We start from the raw sequence: 25,047 nt of genomic DNA on the forward strand, positions 1-25,047 counted from the left end.
TAAATTTATGCTGATTTTTTGCTGTTGCTGATCAATGCCGATTCGTAAACCGTGCTGATGATATCGCCTGCAGAGAATGTACCTAAAAAGTCCCAATCGATATGGTTGTAAACAACCTGTTTTGACGGCTCGATAACATAGGTAGCCAATAGTGGCGCGTTTTCATCAATACCAGAGAACCTATCCCATACTGGATAATCATCAGAGAAAACACGGAATTGTTGTGCCAGCTCTTTATGCTCGTCGTGATAAAAATTTAATGAAAGGCTGTGCTCCCAGGCCAGTTTATCAAGCACATCAGTACGCTCATCGCTTATAATTAATAAACTGCCGCCGCTTGCTTTTATCTCGTGATGTAAAGCGTTAAGCTGTTTAAGCTGCGCTAAGCCTTGCTCGCCCCAATGGCGCGAGTAAAACGAAATTACCAGTGGCTTGCTCAACAGGTTGCGTAAAATTAAATGCCCATGAGTTTCGGCACCATTGTAAAATTGCTGCCAGCGGCTGTAATCGTTGCTTAATTTAAACTCCGGAACATAGTTGCCCGCTTTTACAGGATTAAGTGTTTTCAACTTACGGAACAACTGATCAGGTTCGGCAACAACTTCAAGCAGATCGAAAAAAGGGTATTTATTTTTATTTGTAGTTTGCATTTTAAAATAGAATTATGTGTTGTTAATTGTGTTTTTCAGGTGGTTGACGGGTTCAGATAGCCTGGCAACAACAACGGCACAATCCATAAATTACCTGGTAACGCATTAGCAGGCCTTGCGTAGGGGCTTTTGTAGCTTTAGTGTTATAGGATGCAATCATTATATATATTTTTAAAAGAGATCAGTAAAATTGAATGAAAACCGGAGGTGGTGAGATGAGATCAACTACAGCAACACAAACACATTAGTCCCTTAACCCTTGTACCGGTTAGAAGCCTGCGATTTTGTATTTTTATACTGTTGTTCATTAGCTGTTTTGAATGTTCAAAGCAAATATACTATAATATCTGTAAACTTAGTAGTATTTATTAAAAAATTATTTCGCCCCTTCTTCCATTTTCATATTCAATACTTTTATTGCTGTTAAAAGCGCTTTTCAATCACAAACAAAACAATAACATTAACAGGTGTGTTGCGTATAACAATTCATTTATATCTATGCAAAACAGGCTAAAACCACTATATCTACTCGTATTCTTTTTAAGTATTTTAGCCTTTAACGCTTGCAAAAACTCAACAAAAAAGCATCATCAATCCAAAGCCGATTCCCTTAAAAAGAAAATGGCTAAAGACTGGACCAAAACCATCCCCGGTAACTTCAGTACCCAAACCGAGCTTGTTTTTGATAGCACCCGCATAGCTACCTTCCTGCAAAACCACCCCGAATTGGTTACCTACGAGAAAGACCTGCGCAATTTTTACCGCAAGCGCAAGTTCGCTTACGCCTGGTACGAGAAAGGCATTTTAATAGAACAAGCCGGTAACCTGAACGACAGGCTGATGAACCTCCGAAACGAAGGTGTTTACAAAGCCATCCCCTATCAAAAAAACCTCGACTCGCTGATATTTGACGGCCATGCAAAAGCTAAAGCCCAAAAGCCAGACGTTAATACCGAATTGATGCTCACCGCGCAATACTTCGCTTTTTCAAAACTCGCCTTCCAGGGCATGAGCGATTCGGTAAGCCGGGCTGTAAACTGGTTCCTTCCACGTAAAAAGATAGCTTACGATGATTACCTGGATACTTTATTAAAGAAACCATCCAAACAAACCGCTTTAAATGAGCCTATTTATCGCCAATATGAATTACTAAAAAACTTCCTGGCCCGATATCGCCAACTGGACACCAGCGAAAAATGGGAACCGATAAAACTTAGCAAAAAATTAAAGCCCGGCGATTCATCGGTTATTATATCCCGCATCAAAACACGCCTTTATAAGTTAAATGACTTTAAAGGTGATACTTTAAGCAGGAAATTCGACGATGAATTTAAAGAGGCGGTTACGAGCTTTCAACAAAGGCATGGCCTTGCAGCTACCGGCATACCCGGCACAGCAACCCTCGCCGAAATGAATGTACCGCTGAAAACCCGGATCAAACAGATCATCGTGAACATGGAACGCTGCCGCTGGCTGCCCGTGAGTTTAGATACTGATTATTTAGCCGTAAACATCCCCGAGTTTAAACTACACGTTTATCATGGCGATAGCCTGCTATGGAGCTGCAATGTAGTAGTTGGCCAAAAAGTGCATCAAACCGTTATATTTTATGGAGAGATGAAATACGTGGTTTTCAGCCCCTACTGGAATGTGCCGGAAAGCATTGTGCAGAACGAAGTACTGCCAGCCATGAGGGCCAATAAAAACTACTTGGCCGAGCATAACATGGTAATAACCGGTAAGGAAAATGGTCTGCCCGTAATTCAGCAAAAGCCGGGGCCATCCAACTCTTTAGGTCTGGTTAAATTCCTGTTCCCTAACAGCTATAATATATATCTGCACGATACCCCTTCAAGGTCACTTTTCGGTGAATCATCACGGGCGTTTAGCCATGGCTGCATCCGCGTTGGCGAGCCGGCCAAACTGGCTTCGTTTGTGTTAAAGTATGATAGCACCTGGACCGCGGCCCGTATCAACAAAGCCATGCACCTGGGCAAAGAGCAAACCGTAACGCTTAAAAAGAAACTCCCGGTTTTTATAGCCTACTTCACCGCGTTTACCGATCGCGACGGAAAACTCAACTTCAGAAAAGATATTTATGACCGTGATGACCAACTGGCCTCAATGATCGTATCGGGCGGCGGTCAGTATTAAAACTCTTTTCTTAGTCCCCTGGAAAAATCCATTCTAAAAAGTACCGAAAATCTAAAAACTAAATCGATTTACGCAATCGATTACTTGTCAGTTTCACAGTTTTAAATACTGTTAAAGAATATTTATAAAATATTTTTTACGGGCTTGTAGGCAATCGCTGAAATTTTATTGTCCTCCCTTTAAATCACGCGTGCGTCCCGATGAGGCGTAATTGTCTTAGCACCGTGATCCGTTAACCAAACTATATGACATTAATTGATAAACCCGGTAAACTGTTGCCTATGTAAAAAAAACTTACTCTCCCGCCACAGGCTATGATCACCCCGGAGGGGTTCCAGGCCACGAAAATGATTTTTGAATGTTTATAACTGCATTGTGCCCCCCGAAGGCGTTTTGCTATTAACTCCCTTTAAATTCAATAAAATATGAAATTTTTCAAACACCCGGTGGGTGTACAGAGGCCGTGGGTTTCAAAATCCCTCAACCTGTGTAAATTTGCCCTTGCTGGTATGGTGCTCCTGAATATGCAGGCTTCGGCTGCTGAAGCTCCAAAAGCAAATGCCAAATCAAACATTAGCTTTAATTTAAACTTCGATAAACTTACCGGTAAGGTAGTTGACGAAAAAGGCGAACCCCTGGTAGGCGTAAGCATCAGGATAAAAGGTACAACAACCGGTACCCAAACCGATGCCAATGGTAACTTCTCGCTTGATGTACAGCCAAATACCGTATTGATATTAAGCTACATCGGTTTTGCTAACAGAGAAGTTGCTGTAGGTGGTAAAACAACATTAACCATTACTTTAACCTCAAACACTAACCTTAACGAGGTTGTGGTAACGGCCTTAGGCATTAAAAAGGACCAACGTAAAGTAGGCTACGCGGTATCAACCGTAAAAAGCGACGTTATGGATAAAGCCCGCGAATCAAACGTAGCCCTTTCGTTAGAAGGCCGCGTTGCCGGTTTGAACGTATCGGGTGCTACAGGTGGTCCGGGTTCATCAGCTCGTGTTTTATTACGTGGTGCTGCAAGCCAAAGCGCAAGTTCTCCTTTATATGTAATTAACGGTGTGCCTTTGGATAATACCCAACGTGGTTCGGCATCAGAATGGGGCGGCGCTGATTATGGCGACGGTATCTCAAATATCAACCCTGATGACATCGAAACCATGACCGTATTGAAAGGTTCTGCTGCATCGGCCCTTTACGGTGCGCGTGCTGCAAACGGTGTAATTTTGATCACTACCAAACAAGGTGAAAAAAACAGCAAAACATCTGTTGAATACAACACCAACCTTTCATTTGATAAAGCAGTTGACAACACCGACTGGCAGTACGTTTACGGCCAAGGCTCTCAAAATAAACGACCTACGGATGTTCAGAGTGCGGTTAACACCGGCAACTCAAGCTGGGGTGAAAAACTTGACGGCGCACCTACTATCGCGCTTGATGGTAAAATGCACCCTTACTCGGCAGTAACCAATAACATCGATAAATTTTACAGAACAGCACCAGCTTTCACCAATACATTATCTGTAAGCGGTGGTTCTGATAAAGGCGTGTTCCGTTTATCGGCTTCAAACCTTACTTACCAATCAATTTTGCCAAACAGTGGCTTGAACCGTAAAACTTTTGATTTAAGCGCAGGTTATGATATCACCAGCAAATTAAACGTAAGCTTTAACGGTAACTACGTTGATGAGCAAAACAAAAACAGGGCTTACTTAAGTGATTCACCGCTGAACGCTAACTTTGCTATTGCATCATTAGCAACCAGCCTTGATCAAAAATTACTTGCTCCTGGTTTTAACTCAGCTACTAATGCTGAAACCGCATGGAGTGATAACCCATACTCAACCAACCCTTACTTCGTAATTAACAAATTGGTTAACAACGTAAGCAGAAGGCGCTTCATTTCATCAACAGCCGCTAAATATAAATTTACCGACTGGATGTTTTTACAAGCACGTATGGGTTATGACGTAATTGACGATAACGTACTAAGTGTAACTCCAACCGGTACTGCTTATTCAAACAAGCTGGAAGGTGGTTTAGGTGCTTTAAACAAGATCACTACTACAGAGTTAAACACCGACGTGTTGTTTAGCGCAAACCACAAAATTGTTAAAGACTTAACGTTCGATTTCTCGGCTGGTGCCAACTACCGTAAACGTCAATACGACCTTACTGGTATTAACGGTGGTAACTTCATTGTTCCTTACCTGTATACACCATCTAACCTTCGTACCACAAGCTATAACTACAGCTTCTCAAAGTTAGAAACTCAATCAGCATACTACACTGTTGATTTTAACTACAAAACCTATTTAACATTAGGTACTACAGGAAGGTATGATATGTATTCAACCTTACCATCAGATAACCGCGGTATATTTGTACCTGCAGTTTCTGGTAGCTTCCTGTTCTCTGAACTTACTAAAGGCGCTGCAGGTTTAAGCTACGGTAAATTAAGGGCCAGCTATGCCAAAACAAGCGGCGAGCCTTTTGCAACCTATACAACTTTTACAGCCTACAGCTTAACAACCCCAATAAACGGTGTTGTTAACGGTACATTTTCAAGAGACTTGCCAAACGCTTATCTGAAGCCTTACACAACTGCTGAGTTTGAGATTGGTACCGAATTAAAATGGTTCCAGGACAGGTTAGGCCTTGATTTCGCGTTCTTCCATCGCAATACTGTTAATGAGATATCTCAGGCACAGATATCTATCGCTTCAGGCTTTAACACCCACTTCATCAACTTAGGTAAAACCAGGAACGTAGGCCAGGAGCTTAACTTAACCGGTGTACCTATCAAAACAAAAGATTTTAGCTGGAATGTAGGATTCAACATTACTCATGTTAAAAATACTGTACTTGATATAGATGGTTCTACCCAATACCAGGTAGTAGGTAACTACCGTCCGTTAAATGCTAACACAGCTTATGTTGTAGGCAAACCAATATTGCAGATCATGGCTTATGATTACAAACGTGATGCAAGCGGCAACATCGTTATCGGTGCTGATGGTGTGCCGGTGCGTGGTGATCTTAAAGCAATGGGCAACACCTTGCCAACTGTTTACGGTGGTTTAAATAACGATTTCCATTATAAAAACTTCACCTTAGGCTTCCTGATCGATTACAAATTTGGTAACAAGATCCTTTCTGCTACAGAAGATTACTCTTATGGCCAGGGCTTGAACAAAGCTACATTGGTTGGTCGTGAAACAGGTGTAGTTGCTGATGGTGTAACTGCAAGCGGTGCTAAAAACACTGTAAATGTACCGGCTTACAGCTACTATGGTAACTTAGCTTCAAACATTTCTGCGTTAGCTGTTGAAGATGCACGTTTCATCAAGTTCCGCCAGGCAACATTAGGTTATACTTTTGGTCAGCAGTTGTTAAGCCACACTCCGTTCCGTGCAATATCGGTTAACCTTGTTGGCAGAAACCTGTTCACTATCATGAAGAAAACCCACAACATCGATCCTGAATCAAACTTCTCAAGTGCTTTGAGTTATTCAGGTATTGAAGGTGCGTCATTGCCGTTCACCAGAACTTATGGTGTTAGCGCTAATTTCAAATTCAAATAAGAAAGAAAAACATGAAAAAGATATTCATTGCCTTTATATCTCTCGCAACTTTAATGCAGCTTAGCTGTACAAAGGAGCACCTTGATCAAACAAATACAGATCCAACCAAAGCAAGCGCGGGTACGTTTGATCCTAACTATTTGTTATCAAACACACAATTCAACTTCGCCAATACCGGTTACGCGCAGCTTTTATACGAAGCTATGATGACACAAGGAATGGCGTCAACATTAAATTATTACGGTAACGGTGATAAATACGTTAACGCGGGTAGCTTTAATGATTATCAGAAACGTATCTGGAATGATGGATACAACGCGGTTTCTGGTGTGCGCGAAATGCAATTACTTGCTAACCAAAAAGGTGCTGCAAGCTACAGCAACCTGATCGCTATCGGCGATATCTGTTTTGTATTGTATATGGAGCGTATTACCGATACTTATGGTGATGTTCCATATTCACAAGCGGCACAGGCAAAAGCAGGTATTACTACCCCTGTTTACGATTCACAGTCGAGTATTTACCCATCAATGCTAAGCACTTTAGAGTCAGCTATAGGCAAACTTGATGCATCGAAAGACAAGCCTACAAGCGATCTTTTCTACAACGGTGATATCACCAAATGGAAAAAATTCGGTTATTCGTTAATGCTGCGCATCGCTATGCGTATGACCAAAATTGATTTGGCTACAGCAAAAACATGGGCAGAAAAAGCTTCTACCGGCGGTACGTTCGAGTCAATTGCTGATAACGCTTTAGTGGCTACAGATGCGACAAACAGCGCTCTTTTTAACTCGAACGCTAACGATTTATTAACAGCTACGGATTATGTTGAGGTAAAATGGGGTAAAACCTTTATCGATATGCTTAAAGCCAATGCCGATCCAAGGATAAGCTATATATCAGAAGTTCCACAAGCTGGTTTGGCAAACGGAGCTGATAACACTACCGTTAAACCAGGTAATACTGCAGCTACTGCACAACTTGGCTTGCCTAATGGTTATGACCTGCTTGGTGGTGCTACAGATATCCGCAAACGTTCGGATTATCCAGGAAGTACTGGCACTGGTTCTGATACTTATATAACAGGTAAGTACTCTCGTCCAGTCACTTCAGTTTATCTGAACAGGAACAACCCTAACTTTGTATTCACTTATGCTGAAACTGAGTTTTTACTTGCAGAAGCAAAAGTGAGAGGCTTTAACGTAACCGGAACTGCTGCCCAGCACTATGCTAACGGTATTACAGGTTCGTTACAATCATTAGCGCAAATGAACAGCGGAGCTACTATTCCTGCTGCCACTATAGCTACATACGCCACTGCACATGTGTTAGATGTTACTTCGACAGAAAACTCGATAAAGGATATCAACAACCAGTACTGGATCTCAACTGTATCAACTTTCAGCTTTATGGAAAACTGGTTTAACTGGAAACGTACTGGATACCCAGTGCTTACACCGGTTGTTTATACAGGTAACGTAACCAACGGGACTATCCCTCGCAGGATGCCTTACCCGACTGACGAGCCGTTGAAAAACCCAACCAACTACAATGCTGCTGTAGCTAAACTACCGGCTGGCAATACCTTAACTGGTCGTACCTGGTGGGATAAATAGTTAATTACTCCTATTAAAAAATGGCAGGCCTTAAAAAGCCTGTCATTTTTTGTTTAGGGTTGATCCCTATTATATTACGCTATAAATGTTATCTTTAAGTTTTTCAAAAACAGTGTGCATGAATAAACGGGGGCTTTGGTGTTATTTTTTTGTATCAACGGTGTTGTTATCCGCTTGTACCAAAAACTTCGACAAGATAAATACCGACCCCAACGCCACCACTGCCGATCAGTTTAACCCAAACTTCCTGATAGCCCAGGCGCAGCTTACTTATTCGCAAACCGGTTATTCTCAATTGTTATTTCAAAGCATGTGGACACAATCATTAGCATCAACATTTGCCTATTATGGCAATGGCGATAAATATGTGCAAAGCGGCTCGTTCAATGATTATATAGGGCGTGTTTATAGCGAAGGTTACGTATCTGAAACCAACGCCCAGGAAGCTAAAAACCTCACCGAAAGCAAAAGTCAATACGCCAATATCAATAAAATTGCCACCATAATGAAGGTATTGACACTGCAACGTGTTACCGATACATATGGCGATGTACCCTATTCGGAAGCGGGAATGGCCAAACAGGAGATCTTTTTCCCAAAGTTTGATAAGCAGCAAAGCATATATAACGCCATGCTATCAGACCTTGAAGTGGCCGTAGGCGGATTGGATGAAACGAAAGACAAACCAAGCTCTGATCTTTTTTATGGCGGTGATATAGCCCAGTGGAAAAGATTTGGCTACTCCTTAATGCTACGCGTTGCCATGCGCCTTACCAAAGTAGATGAAGCAACCGCTAAAAAATATGCCGAAAAGGCCTTTGCCGGTGGCACCATGCAAAGCATAGCCGATAATGCCAAGGTTAAAACAGATAATGCCAACGGCTATCCCAACGCTATTGTTAATGCCCTGCTCACTACTGATGATTTCAGGGAGGTGCGCTGGTCAAAAACATTGATCGATTTGATGAAGCAATCTGCCGATCCTCGTATCCCCGCCATAGCCGAAATTACCATTGGTGACGGTAAAGCAGCTAACGAAAACGAAAAGAAACCCGGCGATAATACCTTCGCCCTGCAATTAGGTTTACCAAACGGTTACGACCTTAACGGCGGAGCAACAGATATTACAACCGCACCAGGCTATCCGGGTGCTACCCCTGCCGATGCATCGCTGGATAAAGACAGCCCTGCACCTTTAGGCAAGTATTCGCGCCCACGGTTACAGGTTTACTATACATCAACCGATAATTTTAACCCGGTTGATAAAAGCACCATCAATATGGTACTCACCTATGGCGAAACCGAACTTTTACTGGCTGAAGCATCTACAAGGGGATGGAATACAGGCGTAGCGGCAACGCATTTTGCAAACGCCCTACATGCCAATATTGCTTCGCTGGCCCAGATCAACGCGGCGGCAGCTATAAAAACCGAAGATGAAAATGCCTACGTAAGCGCCCACCCACTATCACCGGCTACTGCTTTACAGCAAATTAATACCGAATACTGGGTTGAAACATCAACCATGTTTATGTTTAATGAAAACTGGTGCAACTGGCGACGATCGGGCTATCCGCTGTTAACCCCGGTAAAATATCCTGTCCAGTTTGATACCGAGATCCCAAGGCGCGTTATTTACCCGATAACCCTGGCAGCAACCAATCCTAACGGACTGGCAAGCGGCGTAGCTTCCTTAGCCGGTGGCGATAAGTTTTCGTCGAGGGTATGGTGGGACAAATAATATAAATATTAAATCAACGGTACTTTTTCACAACGAAACAATATCGATATAGTGATAAATACCGATCAAAATCAGTAAATTTAAATCCCCTGCAACCAGAATTTTTTTAATCTGTTGATGATGTGTTGTACTCCTCTCCTATTTAATTTGATCCCTAAAAACTCAAAAAAAGCAGCTTTAGGTATTGTTACCGCTTTGAGCTTTGCCGGCTTTAAAGCCAATGCCCAGCAAACGCTGTTTAAACTGCTCACTCCTGATGAAACCAATATTAAGTTTCGTAACGATGTGGTTGAAGATGAAAAACTCAACGTACTCTCGTACGAATACCTGTATAATGGTGGCGGTGTAGCAGTTGGCGATATCAACAATGACGGCCTTGAAGACCTGTTTTTTACCAGCAACCAGGGGCAAAACAAACTTTACCTTAACCAGGGTAAACTAAAATTTAAAGATATTACGTCGCAGGCGGGCGATGGCCTTGCTGGTCGCCCCGGCGATTGGAAAACCGGTGTCACCATGGCCGATGTTAACGGAGATGGGCTGCTGGATATTTATGTATGCTACTCGGGCCTTGGCGATAATGCCAAACGCCGCAACCAGCTTTTTATTAATAAAGGCAACAATAAATTTGTTGAACAGGCTAAGGAATATGGTCTCGACGATCCGGGTTACAGCACCCAGGCCGTATTTTTTGATTATAACAACGATGGTAAGCTGGATATGTTCCTGCTTAACCACAACGTAAAAAAGATCAGCAATTTGGAGTTTGCCCAAAACAAAACCCAGGTAGATGAACTGGCCAGCAACCGCCTGTTCGAGAACCAGGGCGGTCATTTTGTTGATGTATCTAAAAAGGCTGGCATCATTCAAAACCCTTTAACCTTTGGTTTGGGTGTTGCTATTGCCGATATCAATAAAGATGGTTACCAGGATATTTACGTAACGAACGATTATAACGAACCCGACTATCTCTACATAAACAATGGCGACGGTACTTTTACAGAAGACAGTAAGAAATGCTTCCGTCACCTCTCGCAGTTTTCGATGGGAGTTGATATTGCGGATATCAACAACGATGGCAACGCCGATGTGATGACATTGGATATGCTCCCGCCCGATAACCGCCGCCAAAAGCTGCTGCAGCTACAGGAAAACTACGAATCGTTCGAGCTGATGATAAACCAGGACCTGTACAAACAGTACATGCGTAACATGCTGCAGCTTAACAACGGCGACGGCACCTTCAGTGAGATAGGTCAGATTGCGGGTGTATCCAATACCGATTGGAGCTGGTGCCCCCTCATTGCCGATTTTGACAACGACGGATATAAAGACATTTTCATATCCAACGGCTACCTGCGCGATTATACCAATAAAGATTTCTTGCGTTATTGGGGCGATTACAAGCTAAAAAAAGCCATGGCCCGCGAGCCATTCCTCTTGATGGATCTGGTGAAGGCCATGCCTTCTACCACCCTATCCGATTATATTTTTCAAAACAATCATAACTTAACTTTTACCGATAAAAAGCAGGATTGGGGCATCAACCGCTCGGGCATATCAAGCGGTGCCATTTACGCCGACCTGGATAACGATGGCGACCTTGACCTGGTAACCAACAACATCAATGCCGAGGCATCCATATTCCAAAACACAGCTATGGAAACCGGTAAAAACAGTTACCTGGCTATCAACCTTAAGCAACCGGGAGGTAACGCCTATGCTATAGGCTCGAAAGTATTTGTTTATAACGGCAAACAGGTACAATACCAGGAGGTTAATCCTAACCGGGGCTATTTATCTCGCGTATCAACCATTTTAAACTTTGGTTTAGGCAGCAATAAGCAGGCAGATTCGGTACGGGTGATCTGGCCGGATAAAACATCGCAGCTGTTAACCGGCGTTAAGGCCAACCAGCGCCTTGATATTGTTTATAAAAGCGGTAGTTCGGCATTTAACGCGGCTAATCCTGTTAATACCAAACCTTTGTTCAGCCTAAGCAAACCGGTTATTGATTTTAAACACACCGAAAATACCATTAACGATTTTAAGCGCCAGCCTTTAATGCTGTTCATGAGTTCCAAAACCGGGCCTGTGATAGCCAAAGCAGATGTAAATAAAGATGGGTTGGAAGATGTGTTTATAGCTGGCGATCAAACATCACCATCGCGCATTTACCTGCAAAAAGCAGGCGGTACATACACCATTCAGGAAATTTCCGATCCTAATAAAGAAAACACTTCCGCCGCAGCATTTTTTGATGCCAATGGCGATGGCTTCCCTGATCTGTACATAGCCAAAGGCGGTTACGCTTTGCTGGAACCGGGTGCAAATGAATTTCAGGATAAGCTTTATTTGAATGATGGCAAGGGCAACTTTAGCTACTCCGGTGTTTCTTTGCCAGTGTTAACCGGCAGCAGCAAATCATGCGTTCGCCCTTGCGATTATAATGGAGATGGCAAGATTGATGTTTTTGTGGGATCGGGCATTGTACCGGGCGCCTACCCTACGGCCCCTAAAAGCTACCTGCTTACCAATATTGGCAGCGGCCAGTTCCAGGTTACCGATGTTCCATTCGCCAACATCGGCATGATCAAAGATGCGCAATGGGCCGATCTGGACGGCGATGGTCGTAAAGATCTTATCCTGTGCGGTGAGTTTATGCCAATAACGGTATTCAGCAATAAAAAAACAGGTTTTGTTGATGAAACCGCCAAATACTTTGATCATCCCGAAAGCGGCTTCTGGAACAACATTACCCTTGCCGACGTTGATGGCGATGGTAAACCAGACATCATAGCAGGCAACCTGGGGCAAAACACCCAGATCCAGGCCAGCGCTACACAGCCTGCCGAAATGTATTTCGCCGATTTTGACGGCAATGGTTCTATCGATCCGTTCTTTAACTTTTACATACAAGGCGTAAGCTACCCTTTTGTAAGTCGTGATGAACTGAACGACCAGATCTACCCGATGCGCAAGCGCTTTACATCGTATAAAGCCTATTGCGACGTAACCATGAAAGAGCTTTTAACGCCCGAAGAATTAGCCAAGGCAACCAAACTAACTGCTAACACAGTACAAACAAGCCTGTTCCTGAACAGGGGCGGCAAATTTGTAAAAGCTGAACTACCGCTGCAAGCGCAATTTTCGTCGGTATCCAATATCCTTACAGGTGATTTTAACCATGATGGTAAAACGGATCTGCTACTGTTCGGCAATCACTCAGATAACCGCTTGAAATTAGGAAGCTTTGATGCCAACTACGGATGCCTGCTTACAGGCGATGGCAAAGGCGGTTTTACCTATCAAGCGCAAACCACATCAGGCCTGTGTGTAACCGGCGATGTAAAATCGGCCTCGGGAATAAAAATAAATGGTGCAAAATACCTGATGATAGGTGTATCTGGCGAGGCGCTGCAGTTTTATAAAGAGAATTAATGCAATCTCAGCTTCGAAAAACATCAAAAAAACCGTCATTGCGAGGTAGAATAATCTTTTATTTTGATTAGAACTTCAAAGAACATGATCAAACGAATATCCATACTCATATTAGCGCTGATAGCCACATCGGCCTACGCGCAAAAAAACAAAAAACAGCCACTTCCATATCTGCAGGTTGATAAGGCCATCAATGCGATTTCGGCGGTGATGATCCATGATGTGGTGAACCCTCCGGCTGCATCGCGCTATTACGCTTATGTAACTATGGGCGCTTACAATTTGGTAAGCCTGAACAATAAAGACATTGTACCGGTTAACAATTTTATTAAAAGCTATAACCAGGATAACCAGATCAGCATCCCGCAGGATAAATATGACCATAGCATTGCTGCCATGTACTGCATCCTCGAAACCGGTAAACAGATGCTGCCATCAGGCTATATGATCCAGGAAGATGAGGATAAATACATAGTGCTATTGAAAGAGAGCGGCATTAACGATGAAGTGATCAAACAATCAATAGCTGCCGCTACCGAGATGGCGGCCAAGGTGATCAAGTACTCCAAATCTGATAACTATGGCAAGCTGAGCGGCAGGTTAAGGTATTCTCCTATAAAAGGTGGTAAAAACTGGTTCCCTACCCCACCTATGTACATGGAAGCTGTTGAACCTAACTGGAAAACCATCAGGCCGATGTTTATCGATTCATCTAACCAGTTTATACCGGTTAGGCCGGCAACTTTCAGTACCGATAGCACCAGCGAGTTTTATAAGGAAGCCATGGCTGTTTACAAGGTATCGAAAAACATGTCGGTTGAGCAAAATATGATCGCCAATTTTTGGGATTGTAACCCGTTTGCAGTAACCACATCGGGCCATATGATGATCGGGTTTAAGAAGATCAGTCCGGGAGGGCATTGGATGAATATTGTTGGTATAGTAGTAAAAAAGGCGGGCTTGAGTTTTGATAGGTCTATCCAGGTTGCTACTCTGGTGGCCATGACCGAAATGGACGCTTTTATTACCTGTTGGGACGAGAAATACCGCAGCAACGGCATCCGCCCCGAAACTTTTATCAATAAATACATCGACATAAAATGGACTCCTTTGTTGCAAACCCCACCATTTCCGGAGTATCCGAGCGGGCATGCGGTATTGTCAAACTCGTCAGCCGGTGTGTTAAGTTATTTATTGGGCGATAAGTTTGCTTTTACTGATGATTCGGAGATACCTTATGGCGTTGGCCCAAGGGATTTTAAATCATTTAAGCAAGCAGCCGAAGAGGCTTCGTTATCCCGTTTTTACGGTGGGATCCACTTTAAAGATGCCATTGTTAACGGTAACCAGCAGGGCCGGGATGTAGCCGCTGCAGCAGTAAAAAAATTAAAAGCCGCGGGAGTAAACCCTTTAACTTATTAAAACGTAGTTTAGAAGGATATATAACTTCTGACTATGAAATTGAGGGGAACGATTTTAGCGTGTATTTTTATAATTACCGGGTTGATCACACTCAACTCGTTCACCATAAAACATAAAAACAGTGCCCGGCTATCTGATGACGATGGACGGGCCTTGTTTTTAAGGTATTGTACGCTTTGCCACCTGGCCCCTGATCCGGCAAGTTTAACCAAAACTATATGGGAAAGCCATGTTTTACCGGTTATGGCATCCCGCATGGGGATCGTCTACCCAAATTACGATCCCTTAAAAGGCCTCTCGGCCGAAGAGCGGGCAGTAGTAGCCAAACATAATATCATCCCTGCCGATCCTTTTTGCAGCCAAAGCGAATGGGCCAAAATAAAAGATTACATCATTAACAACGCACCGGATAGCGCGCAGGCCGAAGAAAAACGAGCAGATCGCGACCAGCCCTTAACACAATTTTTGCGGGAAGATGTGCAACTTGATAATAAAGCGCCATCGTTAATTACAGGTATAAAATACAATACCACAACAAAAACGCTCTGGATAGGCAACTACTATAACCAGATTTTGAACTGGCAATATGGCAAAGGTGTTACCAAAAAAATAAGTACAGGCAGCCCTGTTGTGGATTTTAACTTTCATCAAAACAACACCTACGTAACCGAAATTGGCAAACTATACCCTACCGAATTAAGTATCGGAGCCTATGCGCAGGTTAATGATACAACCGTTTCGCCTATTCTACAACAACTACATCGCCCCGTGAGCACCAGGATAAACGATTTAAACAATGATGGCGTTCCCGAAATAGTGGTATGCCGGTTCGGGAATAAAACCGGCGGCTTATCACTGTTTAAAAAGAAAAAGAACGGGAGTTATGCAGAAGATGAGCTATTGAGTTTGCCTGGCGCAATTAAATGTTATATAAAGGATATGGATGGCGATGGCAAAAAGGATATCGTGGCCATGTTTTCGCAGGGGGATGAAAGTGTTTATATCTTTTATCAGAAGGATAACCTGAAGTTTAAGGCCAAACGCGTTTTACGCTTCCCCCCTAATTACGGCACTACCGATATGCTTTTAGTAGATTACAATAACGATGGTCTTACCGATATAGTAACCGTGCACGGCGATAATGCTGATTATTCCTATATCCCCAAAAACTACCATGGTATCAGGTTGCACATAAACCAGGGCGGCAATACATTTAAAGAGAAATTCTTTTTCCCGATGTATGGCGTTACCCGCGTTTTAGCCGAGGATTTTGACAAGGATGGCGATATTGATTTCGTGGCCACAGCCTTTTTCCCAGAGTTTGGCAAACTGATCAATGAATCGTTCATCTACCTGGAAAATGTAGACAAAGACAAATTCAGTTTTAAAGCCTACACTCAAAAAAGGGGCGTCCCCATTAAAACCCTCACCCTCGAAAAAGCCGATGTTGACGGCGATGGCGATATGGATATCATTACCGGAAATTTCGCTCAAAGCCCCGGCCCCGTGCCACCCGAGCTTGACCAGCAATGGAAATCGGCAAAGTATGGGTTGAGTATTTTTTATAACCAGTTGTATCAACCTAAAAAGCAATAGGTTAAACCTATAAAACACCACTTACTTTTCATAGAAGCTGTCTAAAAACATATCGAAGCCGTCATTGCGAGGCACGAAGCAATCGCGAACTATACAGGGCGACTCTGCTTCCGTGCGATTGCTTCGTACCTCGCAATGACGTGAAATATATAGCAGTTTTGTTTAATTGTTTTTAAACGGCTTTTTAGCGTCTTTGCGCCCTTGCGTGCTTAAAAATCTTCATCTGGCATACACCTATAGCCGATTCAAAACAAAGCGTTCAACATTCAAAAACCAAGTGTTCAATCTTTTAAAAACGGATGTTCAACTTTTCGAAACAAAAAACCATAAACAATTGGCTATCAAGAACAACTTGTTCAATCCAACAGAATCAGTCATTTCAACAAGAAAACAAAATACTGACTATCAAATACTTAAAAAAAAGTAAAAAATCGGAGGTGTTTACACTTTAAAAAATTGAATACTATATTATTTAAACACCGTTACCACCGTAACACCCTTGTTACCACATGCCTACTTTACATTTCGCTGACTTTTAAAGGTTGACATTCCTTAACGGTCAACCTAACTTCACGTCACAAAATCCATCTACTTATGAAATACAATTTTTTAGGCGGTACCGGCTTGCTGGTATCCGAAATTTGCTTTGGCACCATGACCTTTGGCGGCGGGACAGGCATCTGGTCGGCCATTGGGGATCTTAAACAAGAGAGCGTTAACCAACTAATGAAAACCGTTGTTGATTCGGGCATTAACTTTATCGATACAGCCAACGTTTACTCGCAGGGCGAATCAGAAAGCCTGTTGGGTCAATCTATCATTGATCTGGGCTTTGATCGCAGCGAACTGGTTATAGCTACCAAAGTACGCGGCAAAATGGGCGAAGGTGTTAATAGCATCGGCCTGTCGCGTTTTCATATTTTCAATTCGGTTGATGCCAGTTTGAAACGGTTACGGTTAGATCATATCGATGTACTGTATGTTCACGGTGTTGATTTGCGTACCCCGGTTGAAGAAACCATGCGCGCTCTTAACGATATTGTGCTTACAGGTAAAGTACGCTACATAGCCTGCTGCAACTGGCCTGCCTGGATGATAATGAAAGCTGCAGGCATTGCCGAAAAGAACGGCTGGAATAAGTTTGTTGGCCTGCAGCACTACTACTCGCTGGCCGGTCGTGACATTGAGCGCGAGGTATTACCCGTAGCCGAAGATCTGAACCTGGGCGTAATGCCATGGAGCCCGTTAGCTGGTGGCTTCCTATCGGGCAAATACACCCGCAATGCCGAAAAAGCTGGTGGTTCGCGCAGGGATACGTTTGATTTCCCTCCGGTGAATAAAAACAAAGCTTATGATATTATTGATGTAATAGCCGAGATAGGCGCGCAACACAATGTATCTGCAGCACAGGTAGCTTTGGCCTGGGTACGTTTGCAAAAAGGCGTTACCAGCACTATTATCGGAGCAAAAACTATTGATCAGTTGAATGATAACCTTAAATCAATAGAGCTTGAATTATCGGCCGATGAATTGAAACGCATTGATGAGGTAAGCGCGCTTACAAAAGAATATCCGCAATGGATGGTTGAAAGGCAGGGGGCTGATAGAGGATAAAACAATAGATAATATCTAAAACTACGTCATTGCGAGGTACTGGTGAGCAGTCTTTTTAGACTTACGAAGTTTTAAAAACTTCGTAAGTCTGGCTTTGCAAATTTATAATCCTTTCAAAACCTCCACCGTGTATTCCACCTGCTCCGGATGCACATCCAGGTGCGTAACAAAGCGAATGCGGTTTTTACCGGTATCACTCGCCTTAATTCCTTTTTCAGCAAGCTTAGCCAATACAACAGCGGCTGGTTCAACAGTATCAAAAAGCACAATGTTTGTTTGTACCGGGATCACGGTAGTTACCCATGGTAAACGGGCCAGTTCTTCTCCTAAAACAGCGGCGTGGGCGTGATCGATCTTCAATCGCTCCACATGATGATCTAAAGCGTAAATAGCAGCAGCAGCTAAAAAGCCGCCCTGACGGATTCCTCCACCTAAAACCTTACGGATACGGCGGGCGTATTTGATAGTCTCTTTATCGGCCAGTAAAACCGAACCTACCGGCGCGCCCAACCCTTTGGATAAGCAAACCGAAATACCATCGAAGTATTTGCCATAATCTAAAGCCGCGTCGCCGGTATGAGCAAGGGCATTAAAAATGCGGGCACCATCAAGGTGTAGCTTCAGCCGTTTATCCCGGCAAAGATCGGCTATGGGCTTGATATCATTTAGTGTGTAGCAGCTACCGCCGCCTTTATTAACAGTGTTTTCGAGCACAACCAAACTGGTATGCGGGTAGTGGATATTTTCGGCATTGATCTCCGGCTCGATCATTTCGGCAGTTATGATACCGCGGTAACCTTCAAGCAGGCGGGTTGATACACCCGAGTTAAAGGCTATGCCCCCACCTTCGTAGCGGTAAACGTGCGCGGTTTGGTCGGCAATTAACTCATCCAATGGCTGGGTAAAGCATTTAATGGCTATCTGGTTGGTCATGGTGCCTGAGGGGCAAAAAATGCCTGCTTCCATGCCAAACATGGCGGCAACTTTAGCCTCGAGGGCGTTTATAGTTTCGTCTTCACCAAACACATCATCGCCTACTTTGGCGCTCCACATAGCTTCGAGCATACCGGGGGTTGGTTTGGTTACGGTATCGCTTCGTAAATCAACGGTCAATTGCATTTAAATATTTATTTTTGTCTCAAATATCTAAATCTTATGCGGACTATTTTTCTATTGTTGTGTATTTTAAGTGTTACCGTTATCTCCCAGGCTCAAAGCAAACGCTTTGATAAATTTGTTCCCGGTTCGTTTGTTGATACTACCAATAAAATTTACAAAGGCTACGTAAGCTGGACTATTGCCGACCAAAATCTTTTTGGTAAAGGCAAAGGTGGCTGCATCAGCTACAAAGAGAGCAAGGATGGCGATTTTGTGTATGTATCTACCAATTTTATGAAAAGCTTTACTATGGAGGCCGATACCTTCGCGGTGATCAAAAACAAGGATTTTAAATTGAACCCGATCATCAAAATTGTTCTGAACAACAATTCCTCGAAATTATACAGCTATTTACCATATACACAAGGCAGCGGCGGAGGTTCTTTTTCAGTAGGCATGAATAGGATGCCTGGATATAGTAGTCCCGGCGGCATTGATTTAAATTATTCGGTTTTTTACGCAGGGCCGGATGCCGAGCACCTTACGCGTATCACTAAAGACAACTTCACCGAGCTGTTATCAAATATCATGGGCGACAAGCCAGAAGCATTAGCCCGCATTAACGATAAAACATTTGATCACAAACACATCGCCGACCTTGTTAAATATTATAAAACCGGCGAATTACCAAAAAACGCGAAATAGTTTGGCTGATATTAAAAAGCTGAAATTTGCGTTATTTGTACAAGTACATAGAAATATTATGCGATCCGTTTTAACACTTTTATTTTTCATAGCGTTTTCAGTATCCGCCTATGCCCAAAAATGGCAGCAAGGCAGCTTTACCGATGTAAAAGGCAACCGGGAAACCGGTCTAATCCGCACCAACCCTCCCGGTAAAGGCCCCATAAAAGACGAAGGTTTTATTGAATTTAAGGAGAACGAAAAAAACAATCCCTATAAGCTAAGCGCCAGCGACCTGCAATCGTACGTAGCAGGAAAAGACAGCTTTGTGGTAGCTCATGCTCCAGCCAATGAATCGTGGGCTAAAGAAGAAACTGACTTTGTACAGGTAGTGCTTGACGAACCAGTAAAACTATACATGACCAAAGGCGGTAAAGGCGGCGGCGGAAGCGGTTTCGGTATCTCGCCGGGCATATCGGCAGGCTACGGAAGCGGTGGCTATGGCGGCGGACTTGGAGGCGGCATAGGCATTAACCTTGGTGGCGGAGGTGGCCGTGGTGGCAGTTCGAAAACCGTTTACTATTACGGCGAAAACACAGCCGGTATGAAACGCCTTACCGATCAAAATTTTGAAGATATTATGAGCGATGTAATGGGCGATGAACCCGATGCCGTTGATAAGATCCACGAACACAAATACACTTTGAAAAGTATAGATAAGCTGCTTGCTTACTTTGCCGAGTTGCAAAAGGCGAGAAAATAGGGAAGCATGAAATATGAAAAAGCTAAAGTTTTTTATTGTAAGTGCCACAGCGTTTGCAAGCTTGAATATTGCTTTTAAACCCTTCAATCCTGATAAGCATGCCTTCGGCAGATTTACTTTTTTTGATAAAAAGGCTACTGTATATCTTGACCCAGTTGATTACAAACTGTTACGTGATAGCGAAATATCTCCCTGGATATCCATCACAAACATAAAAAAGCTTGATAGTATTAAACTGTTAACCAACCCTGCAATTGAGTTCTATATGGATCAAATTAAATACAAAGCCGGTGGGATAGATCAGTATAGCTCGGCAGTTCCTCAGGGAATAGATTATTTTTTTCCGTTGACTCACGAAAAAAACAATATCCTGCTCTCTAAGGATAATTCTATTGCCTTGATCAGCAACAGGAAATAACTATTTCACCCTTAAAAAAAGCCCGTTTAAAACAAGTTTAAACGGGCTTTTTTGTTCCTCTGCCTCACGGTGTTACCTACAAATATCAATTAATTTAAAACCATTTTGCGTACTTATAAGTTATTAAACTATTGTAATTAACCAATTAAATAACTTTTAATTAATCATATCGACAAAAACTGATACTCATTACATTTTAATTTACTAACAAAAACAGAAAGAAAGATGAACATGAAAAAGTCAGTTTTAATAGCCGTTACTTCGGTAGCCATTGGATTTTTTACTACAAATGCCATGGCTCAAACACAGGATACAACCAAAAAAGATACTGCTAAAACAACTGCCGCTCCTGCTGCAACAACATCAACAGCTGCATCGGGCGATGTGGTTGGCACGATGGCAACTTCAACTAATTACGCGCCTATGGCCCTTGCAGTAAAATCGGCTCAGTTAGAGCCTACTTTACAAGGCCCCGGTCCGTTTACCATATTTGCACCAAATGATGTAGCATTTAGCAAATTGCCAAAAGCACAGTTTGACGCCTTAATGAAAGATCCGGCAAAATTTGCCCCGATCCTGAAATACCACGTGGTTGCTGGTAAATATACCAAAGCCGATATCATTAAAGCTTTAGGTGCAGGAAAAGGCAAAGCAGATTTGAAAACTATCGACGGGCAGACACTGCATTTATCGGTAAATGATAAAAGCAACCTGCAAATTGTAGATGCAAAAGGCAACGCCGTATTGGTTACCGCTTTTGACACCGAAGCCAGCAATGGCGTGATACACGGTATTAATGGCATCATGATGCCTTAATGATCAGTACATGTTTTATTAAATTTTAAATCCAGGAAGGGCCCGGTTATTTAGCCGGGTCTTTTCTTTTATGGGGTGATGGATGGGTTGGAAAGCCGGTAATCAAGATGTCTATTTCCGGTCTCCTTATCTATAAAATCTCCTGCAAGTACAAAACCGATTCGATCCAATAGCTTTGCAGAACTCAGGTTATGTGCAACCGGGCAGGCAGTTATCAGTTTAAAATTCAAACTTTCAAACCCGAAGGCTAATACAGCATCAACCGCCTCGGTCATATATCCCTGGCCTTGATAATCAGGAAGAAGTTCATAACCAATTTCGGCTTTATCTTCGGCCGGTTCAAGGTTCCAATAGCAAATAGTTCCTATCAGCTCGTGATTCTCTTTTAAAGTTATCGCCCAATAAAAACCGCCGCCATCGGCTACTAAATTTTTTATCTTGCCAATAAACGCTATGGCATCATTAAGTGTACAAGCATTGGAGCGCCCAACGTATTTGTTTACTTGTGGATTGGAACGGATAGCCATAATACCGGGAGCATCTACATCCGTCAGCTGCCTTAAATGCAAACGTTCGGTATCAAGCTTTTTTTGCAACATGATTATCCGTTTTCTTTTTATTCTGCCTGTCGGCTATTAACACAACTGGTAGCCCAATGCAAATGATCAGCGTTGCCATTCCGGTTAATATAGTTGCAACGGGGATACGGTAACCCGGCGGCATGGTGATCTTACTATGAGGCACAACACCAATATTCATTACTATCCAGGCTGCCATACCGTAAATAAAAGCTACTGCATATTTGTTCCTTAATCCGTTTATAAAAAACGGATAAGCCAAGTAAAACGCTGCGCTAAACGCAAACGCTATGATATAGTGAAACAGCACGCCGGCAACTATCATTTCGGCACCACCGCCAAAAGCGGCCTTGCCAAACGCACCGCTGGCAATAAACTTAAAAACAAACGCCGGATTAACTTTATAGTTTATCAGCATGGCGGCAAGCCCATCCAGCGTTCCTGTAATAAAACCGGTAAAAAGGATATTCTTTATTGTACTTTTTTGCTCGGGGTTCTGTTTTATCGGCATGGCACATTAACAAGGCTATAAAGTTATAGTTTTTACAGGCCTGTTTAAGTATTATTTCTTTTACGCATTACTGAATGTTAATGCTGATGAGTATTTTTACATCATAATGCAACCGGTCACAACCATCAAAATATCAAAGCTATTTGGCAGCAAAACTTTAAAGGCTGTAAATTTTGACGCGGTTGAATTTAATATCCTAAAAAATGGCAATATCGATAATGCCATTTCCATCCCGGTTGAAAAACTAAACGCTTTCAGATATGGCTACAGGCGCATTAGTGGCTACGCGTTTACCATTGGCTGGCATTATTTTGTAGAGGTAAAGGATGACGACAAGCAAATCACATCTATAAAATTTAACAGCTACTACCACATTAAAAAGCACGAATATTATAAAACGTGGACGGAGCTGATAAACCAGCTATGGAATAATTATTTTGCAAGCAACGCCAGTTATTACCACGAACTTTATAAGATAGGTCAGCCGTTTGAACTTTGCGGTGTTAACTTTTTTGATTCAGGCATCCGCTGGGACGACAAAAACGTGTTGCTATGGCATGAAATAGGCATCAGCAATTATGCCAATTACTTCATGATCTATAACACGCAAAACAAGCGTCAACATAAAAGCTACAGCTTCGCTAACGATTGGAATGCCGCTGTATTACAAAATGTACTAAAAGCTGTTGTTGCTGAACGGAAACTGGCCTGATCCTCTACTTCAGATAAGTATCCATAAAATAAAACACCCGCTTCCTGATATCTTCCGCATCAAACATCACCCCGTAATGCGGCGCGTTAGGTACAATGATCAATTCATTTTTTACGCCCGAGAGTTTTAAATAAGAGCTTAATAAAACGGATTGCGTGTAATTAACAGATTCATCCTTTTCGCCCTGTACAATTAAAAACGGTGGATCATTTTTATCAACATAAGTAACCGGGCTGGCAATATTAGCCAGATCGGGCCTATCAATAGCATAAGCGCCCAATAACAAACTCACCGGGCTTTTAGGGTCGTTAACATCAGCGCCTTTTAACGATAAAAAGTTTGACGGTCCATAAAAATCAAGCGCCAGTTTTATTTTAAAATGAGGTTTGTTGCCTTCGGGATAAAACTGTTTGATATTGTTATTATTGGATAAAGCGAGCAGCGAAGCGAGGTGCCCTCCTGCCGAAAAACCGATCACACCTAATTTATCTTTGTTGAGTTTATACTTCGATGCGTTTTGATACAGAAATTCAATAGCCTGGTTACAATCCTGAATTTGCGCGGGGAACGGCGCGGTGGTACTCCAACGATAATCGATAGAAGCGACGGCATAGCCGTTATCAATAAATCCCTGAACGGTTTTCTGCATATAGCCCATATCGGCATATTTATCGTTCAGCATCCAGGCTCCGCCATGGATCCAGATAATAACCGGGTAGCTATCTTTTACAACAGGCGGCAGGTAAATATCCAACAGGTGCTTCTTAAGGGTATCTCCGGTGTAATTGATATCACCGTATAAAATAGTCCCTTTCGGAAAAAATGGCTGTTTGGGTGTTGATGTTTGCGCTTCCGCGGATAAGGTAGCAATGCCGATAAGCACAGCAAGTATAGGATAGACGATTTTTTTCATAACTGGTTAATTGCTTAAAGATAAGAGATATCCCTAATCAAATACCTATCGAAAAATATAATACCCAGGCGATAAATAAAACCTGCAAAGGGATACGAAACCAAAGATAGCCCGTACCACTACCATTGTAGGTGGCCTTTTCAAAATCGACATGTTTGATGGCTGCGTTGATATTGGCAGGGAGCATAACAACAAGCATCAACAATAAGATGATCCCGGCTGTATGCCTTGTGGCGTTAACAATAAGCAAAGGGCCAAGCACAATTTCCATGATGCCTGTTAGGTAAACCAATGCACCTTTAAATGGGATGAATGATGGCATCATCATTACCATCCCTTTGGTAAACATAAAATGCCCTAAGGATGCAAACCAGAGCATCAGCATCATGGCTACATTTCCGCTAAGCGTGAGGTTCCAATCGCCCATGAAAAAGCGGGACAATGTGGCGGTTAGGATAAAACTTATGATGAGAACGAGCAGGACTTTCATAAGATGGAATTTAAGATATATTTTCGGGGAAGAAACTAATCCTTTATCAAACTTTGTATAAAAGAATAATCGTCATCTTTCAATTCGAAATCGTTTGCGATATCCGCAATTAAGCCATAAAACTCTGTATCTATCGCAATATCAAACTCGTATATCTGGGTTATAATCTGATCAAAGCATAGCCCCCACTCATTAACTTCAAGATACGCTAATGCGATTTTGCAGTCACTA

At 42.7% G+C, this 25,047-nt stretch carries 19 protein-coding genes; 13 read left to right on the forward strand and 6 right to left on the reverse strand.

Translation table 11 applies throughout. The annotated features are described in order from the left end of the window. Positions 1-5: 5 nt before the first annotated feature. Entirely contained in the window at positions 6-650 is a 645-nt protein-coding gene (locus tag AAFN85_RS19180; RefSeq protein ID WP_347529223.1) for a redoxin domain-containing protein, read from the reverse strand. Positions 651-1,148: 498 nt separating this feature from the next. Between AAFN85_RS19180 and AAFN85_RS19185 the strand changes: the two genes are divergently transcribed. The 8 genes from AAFN85_RS19185 to AAFN85_RS19220 all read left to right on the forward strand — a co-directional run bounded on the left by AAFN85_RS19185 (position 1,149) and on the right by AAFN85_RS19220 (position 17,833). Then, on the forward strand, positions 1,149-2,804 hold the full coding sequence (locus tag AAFN85_RS19185) for a L,D-transpeptidase family protein (protein WP_347529224.1): 1,656 nt from the start codon (positions 1,149-1,151) through the stop codon (positions 2,802-2,804). A gap of 425 nt (positions 2,805-3,229) precedes the next feature. Beyond that, positions 3,230-6,400, forward strand: coding sequence for a SusC/RagA family TonB-linked outer membrane protein (locus tag AAFN85_RS19190; protein ID WP_347529225.1), 3,171 nt, complete (start codon positions 3,230-3,232; stop codon positions 6,398-6,400). 11 nt (positions 6,401-6,411) lie between these two features. Beyond that, complete coding sequence (locus tag AAFN85_RS19195) at positions 6,412-8,019, forward strand: SusD/RagB family nutrient-binding outer membrane lipoprotein (RefSeq protein ID WP_347529226.1); 1,608 nt, start codon at positions 6,412-6,414, stop codon at positions 8,017-8,019. Positions 8,020-8,137: 118 nt separating this feature from the next. Continuing rightward, positions 8,138-9,760 carry a SusD/RagB family nutrient-binding outer membrane lipoprotein gene (locus tag AAFN85_RS19200; protein WP_347529227.1) on the forward strand — a complete coding sequence of 541 codons (1,623 nt, stop codon included), beginning with the start codon at positions 8,138-8,140 and terminating at the stop codon, positions 9,758-9,760. Positions 9,761-9,907: 147 nt separating this feature from the next. Next, entirely contained in the window at positions 9,908-13,201 is a 3,294-nt protein-coding gene (locus tag AAFN85_RS19205) for a VCBS repeat-containing protein (RefSeq protein WP_347529228.1), read from the forward strand. An 84-nt stretch (positions 13,202-13,285) separates the two neighbouring features. Next, positions 13,286-14,623, forward strand: a complete 1,338-nt coding sequence (locus tag AAFN85_RS19210; RefSeq protein WP_347529229.1) for a vanadium-dependent haloperoxidase — start codon at positions 13,286-13,288, stop codon at positions 14,621-14,623. Positions 14,624-14,704: 81 nt separating this feature from the next. Further along, positions 14,705-16,219: a VCBS repeat-containing protein gene (locus tag AAFN85_RS19215; RefSeq protein WP_347529230.1), complete on the forward strand. Its 1,515-nt coding sequence runs from the start codon at positions 14,705-14,707 to the stop codon at positions 16,217-16,219. A gap of 594 nt (positions 16,220-16,813) precedes the next feature. Beyond that, entirely contained in the window at positions 16,814-17,833 is a 1,020-nt protein-coding gene (locus tag AAFN85_RS19220; RefSeq protein WP_347529231.1) for an aldo/keto reductase, read from the forward strand. 102 nt (positions 17,834-17,935) lie between these two features. Here the strand turns inward: AAFN85_RS19220 and AAFN85_RS19225 are convergent, their stop codons facing one another. Then, the gene (locus AAFN85_RS19225) at positions 17,936-18,952 is read right to left on the reverse strand and encodes a GntG family PLP-dependent aldolase (protein WP_347529232.1); all 1,017 of its coding nucleotides are present in this window, start codon (positions 18,950-18,952) and stop codon (positions 17,936-17,938) included. Between the two features lie 36 nt (positions 18,953-18,988). Between AAFN85_RS19225 and AAFN85_RS19230 the strand changes: the two genes are divergently transcribed. The 4 genes from AAFN85_RS19230 (at position 18,989) to AAFN85_RS19245 (ending at position 21,612) form a co-directional block, all read left to right on the forward strand. Continuing rightward, positions 18,989-19,636, forward strand: a complete 648-nt coding sequence (locus AAFN85_RS19230; protein ID WP_347529233.1) for a hypothetical protein — start codon at positions 18,989-18,991, stop codon at positions 19,634-19,636. 58 nt (positions 19,637-19,694) lie between these two features. Next, positions 19,695-20,378, forward strand: a complete 684-nt coding sequence (locus tag AAFN85_RS19235; RefSeq protein ID WP_347529234.1) for a hypothetical protein — start codon at positions 19,695-19,697, stop codon at positions 20,376-20,378. Between the two features lie 13 nt (positions 20,379-20,391). Beyond that, the gene (locus AAFN85_RS19240) at positions 20,392-20,796 is read left to right on the forward strand and encodes a hypothetical protein (RefSeq protein ID WP_347529235.1); all 405 of its coding nucleotides are present in this window, start codon (positions 20,392-20,394) and stop codon (positions 20,794-20,796) included. A gap of 231 nt (positions 20,797-21,027) precedes the next feature. Further along, the gene (locus tag AAFN85_RS19245; RefSeq protein ID WP_347529236.1) at positions 21,028-21,612 is read left to right on the forward strand and encodes a fasciclin domain-containing protein; all 585 of its coding nucleotides are present in this window, start codon (positions 21,028-21,030) and stop codon (positions 21,610-21,612) included. Between the two features lie 68 nt (positions 21,613-21,680). On the opposite strand, the gene AAFN85_RS19250 is transcribed toward AAFN85_RS19245, so the two are convergent. Continuing rightward, a complete protein-coding gene (locus AAFN85_RS19250; RefSeq protein WP_347529237.1) occupies positions 21,681-22,211 on the reverse strand; it encodes a GNAT family N-acetyltransferase in 531 nt (176 codons plus the stop codon). Then, positions 22,192-22,701 (reverse strand): hypothetical protein, encoded by a 510-nt coding sequence (locus AAFN85_RS19255; protein ID WP_347529238.1) that lies wholly within the window; start codon positions 22,699-22,701, stop codon positions 22,192-22,194. The genes AAFN85_RS19250 and AAFN85_RS19255 overlap by 20 nt, the downstream gene beginning before the upstream one ends. A 106-nt stretch (positions 22,702-22,807) precedes the next feature. Between AAFN85_RS19255 and AAFN85_RS19260 the strand changes: the two genes are divergently transcribed. Then, positions 22,808-23,413 carry a hypothetical protein gene (locus AAFN85_RS19260; protein WP_347529239.1) on the forward strand — a complete coding sequence of 202 codons (606 nt, stop codon included), beginning with the start codon at positions 22,808-22,810 and terminating at the stop codon, positions 23,411-23,413. 4 nt (positions 23,414-23,417) lie between these two features. Here AAFN85_RS19260 and AAFN85_RS19265 read toward each other — a convergent pair whose 3' ends face one another. Together AAFN85_RS19265 and AAFN85_RS19270 are read right to left on the reverse strand one after the other, a co-directional pair. Then, positions 23,418-24,326, reverse strand: coding sequence for an alpha/beta hydrolase (locus tag AAFN85_RS19265; protein WP_347529240.1), 909 nt, complete (start codon positions 24,324-24,326; stop codon positions 23,418-23,420). Between the two features lie 37 nt (positions 24,327-24,363). Next, positions 24,364-24,816, reverse strand: coding sequence for a hypothetical protein (locus AAFN85_RS19270; protein WP_347529241.1), 453 nt, complete (start codon positions 24,814-24,816; stop codon positions 24,364-24,366). Between the last annotated feature and the right edge of the window lie 231 nt (positions 24,817-25,047).

The organism is Mucilaginibacter sp. CAU 1740, from assembly GCF_039839285.1.
GTDB lineage: Bacteria > Bacteroidota > Bacteroidia > Sphingobacteriales > Sphingobacteriaceae > Mucilaginibacter.

Coding starts and splice junctions, on each gene's coding strand:
- AAFN85_RS19190 (WP_347529225.1), top strand. CDS start 3,230: ATGAAATTTTTCAAACACCCGGTGGGTGTACAGAGGCCGTGGGTTTCA.
- AAFN85_RS19200 (WP_347529227.1), top strand. CDS start 8,138: ATGAATAAACGGGGGCTTTGGTGTTATTTTTTTGTATCAACGGTGTTG.
- AAFN85_RS19235 (WP_347529234.1), top strand. CDS start 19,695: ATGCGATCCGTTTTAACACTTTTATTTTTCATAGCGTTTTCAGTATCC.
- AAFN85_RS19225 (WP_347529232.1), bottom strand. CDS start 18,952: ATGCAATTGACCGTTGATTTACGAAGCGATACCGTAACCAAACCAACC.
- AAFN85_RS19185 (WP_347529224.1), top strand. CDS start 1,149: ATGCAAAACAGGCTAAAACCACTATATCTACTCGTATTCTTTTTAAGT.
- AAFN85_RS19220 (WP_347529231.1), top strand. CDS start 16,814: ATGAAATACAATTTTTTAGGCGGTACCGGCTTGCTGGTATCCGAAATT.
- AAFN85_RS19230 (WP_347529233.1), top strand. CDS start 18,989: ATGCGGACTATTTTTCTATTGTTGTGTATTTTAAGTGTTACCGTTATC.
- AAFN85_RS19250 (WP_347529237.1), bottom strand. CDS start 22,211: ATGTTGCAAAAAAAGCTTGATACCGAACGTTTGCATTTAAGGCAGCTG.
- AAFN85_RS19245 (WP_347529236.1), top strand. CDS start 21,028: ATGAAAAAGTCAGTTTTAATAGCCGTTACTTCGGTAGCCATTGGATTT.
- AAFN85_RS19240 (WP_347529235.1), top strand. CDS start 20,392: ATGAAAAAGCTAAAGTTTTTTATTGTAAGTGCCACAGCGTTTGCAAGC.
- AAFN85_RS19210 (WP_347529229.1), top strand. CDS start 13,286: ATGATCAAACGAATATCCATACTCATATTAGCGCTGATAGCCACATCG.
- AAFN85_RS19195 (WP_347529226.1), top strand. CDS start 6,412: ATGAAAAAGATATTCATTGCCTTTATATCTCTCGCAACTTTAATGCAG.
- AAFN85_RS19255 (WP_347529238.1), bottom strand. CDS start 22,701: ATGCCGATAAAACAGAACCCCGAGCAAAAAAGTACAATAAAGAATATC.
- AAFN85_RS19270 (WP_347529241.1), bottom strand. CDS start 24,816: ATGAAAGTCCTGCTCGTTCTCATCATAAGTTTTATCCTAACCGCCACA.
- AAFN85_RS19260 (WP_347529239.1), top strand. CDS start 22,808: ATGCAACCGGTCACAACCATCAAAATATCAAAGCTATTTGGCAGCAAA.
- AAFN85_RS19265 (WP_347529240.1), bottom strand. CDS start 24,326: ATGAAAAAAATCGTCTATCCTATACTTGCTGTGCTTATCGGCATTGCT.
- AAFN85_RS19180 (WP_347529223.1), bottom strand. CDS start 650: ATGCAAACTACAAATAAAAATAAATACCCTTTTTTCGATCTGCTTGAA.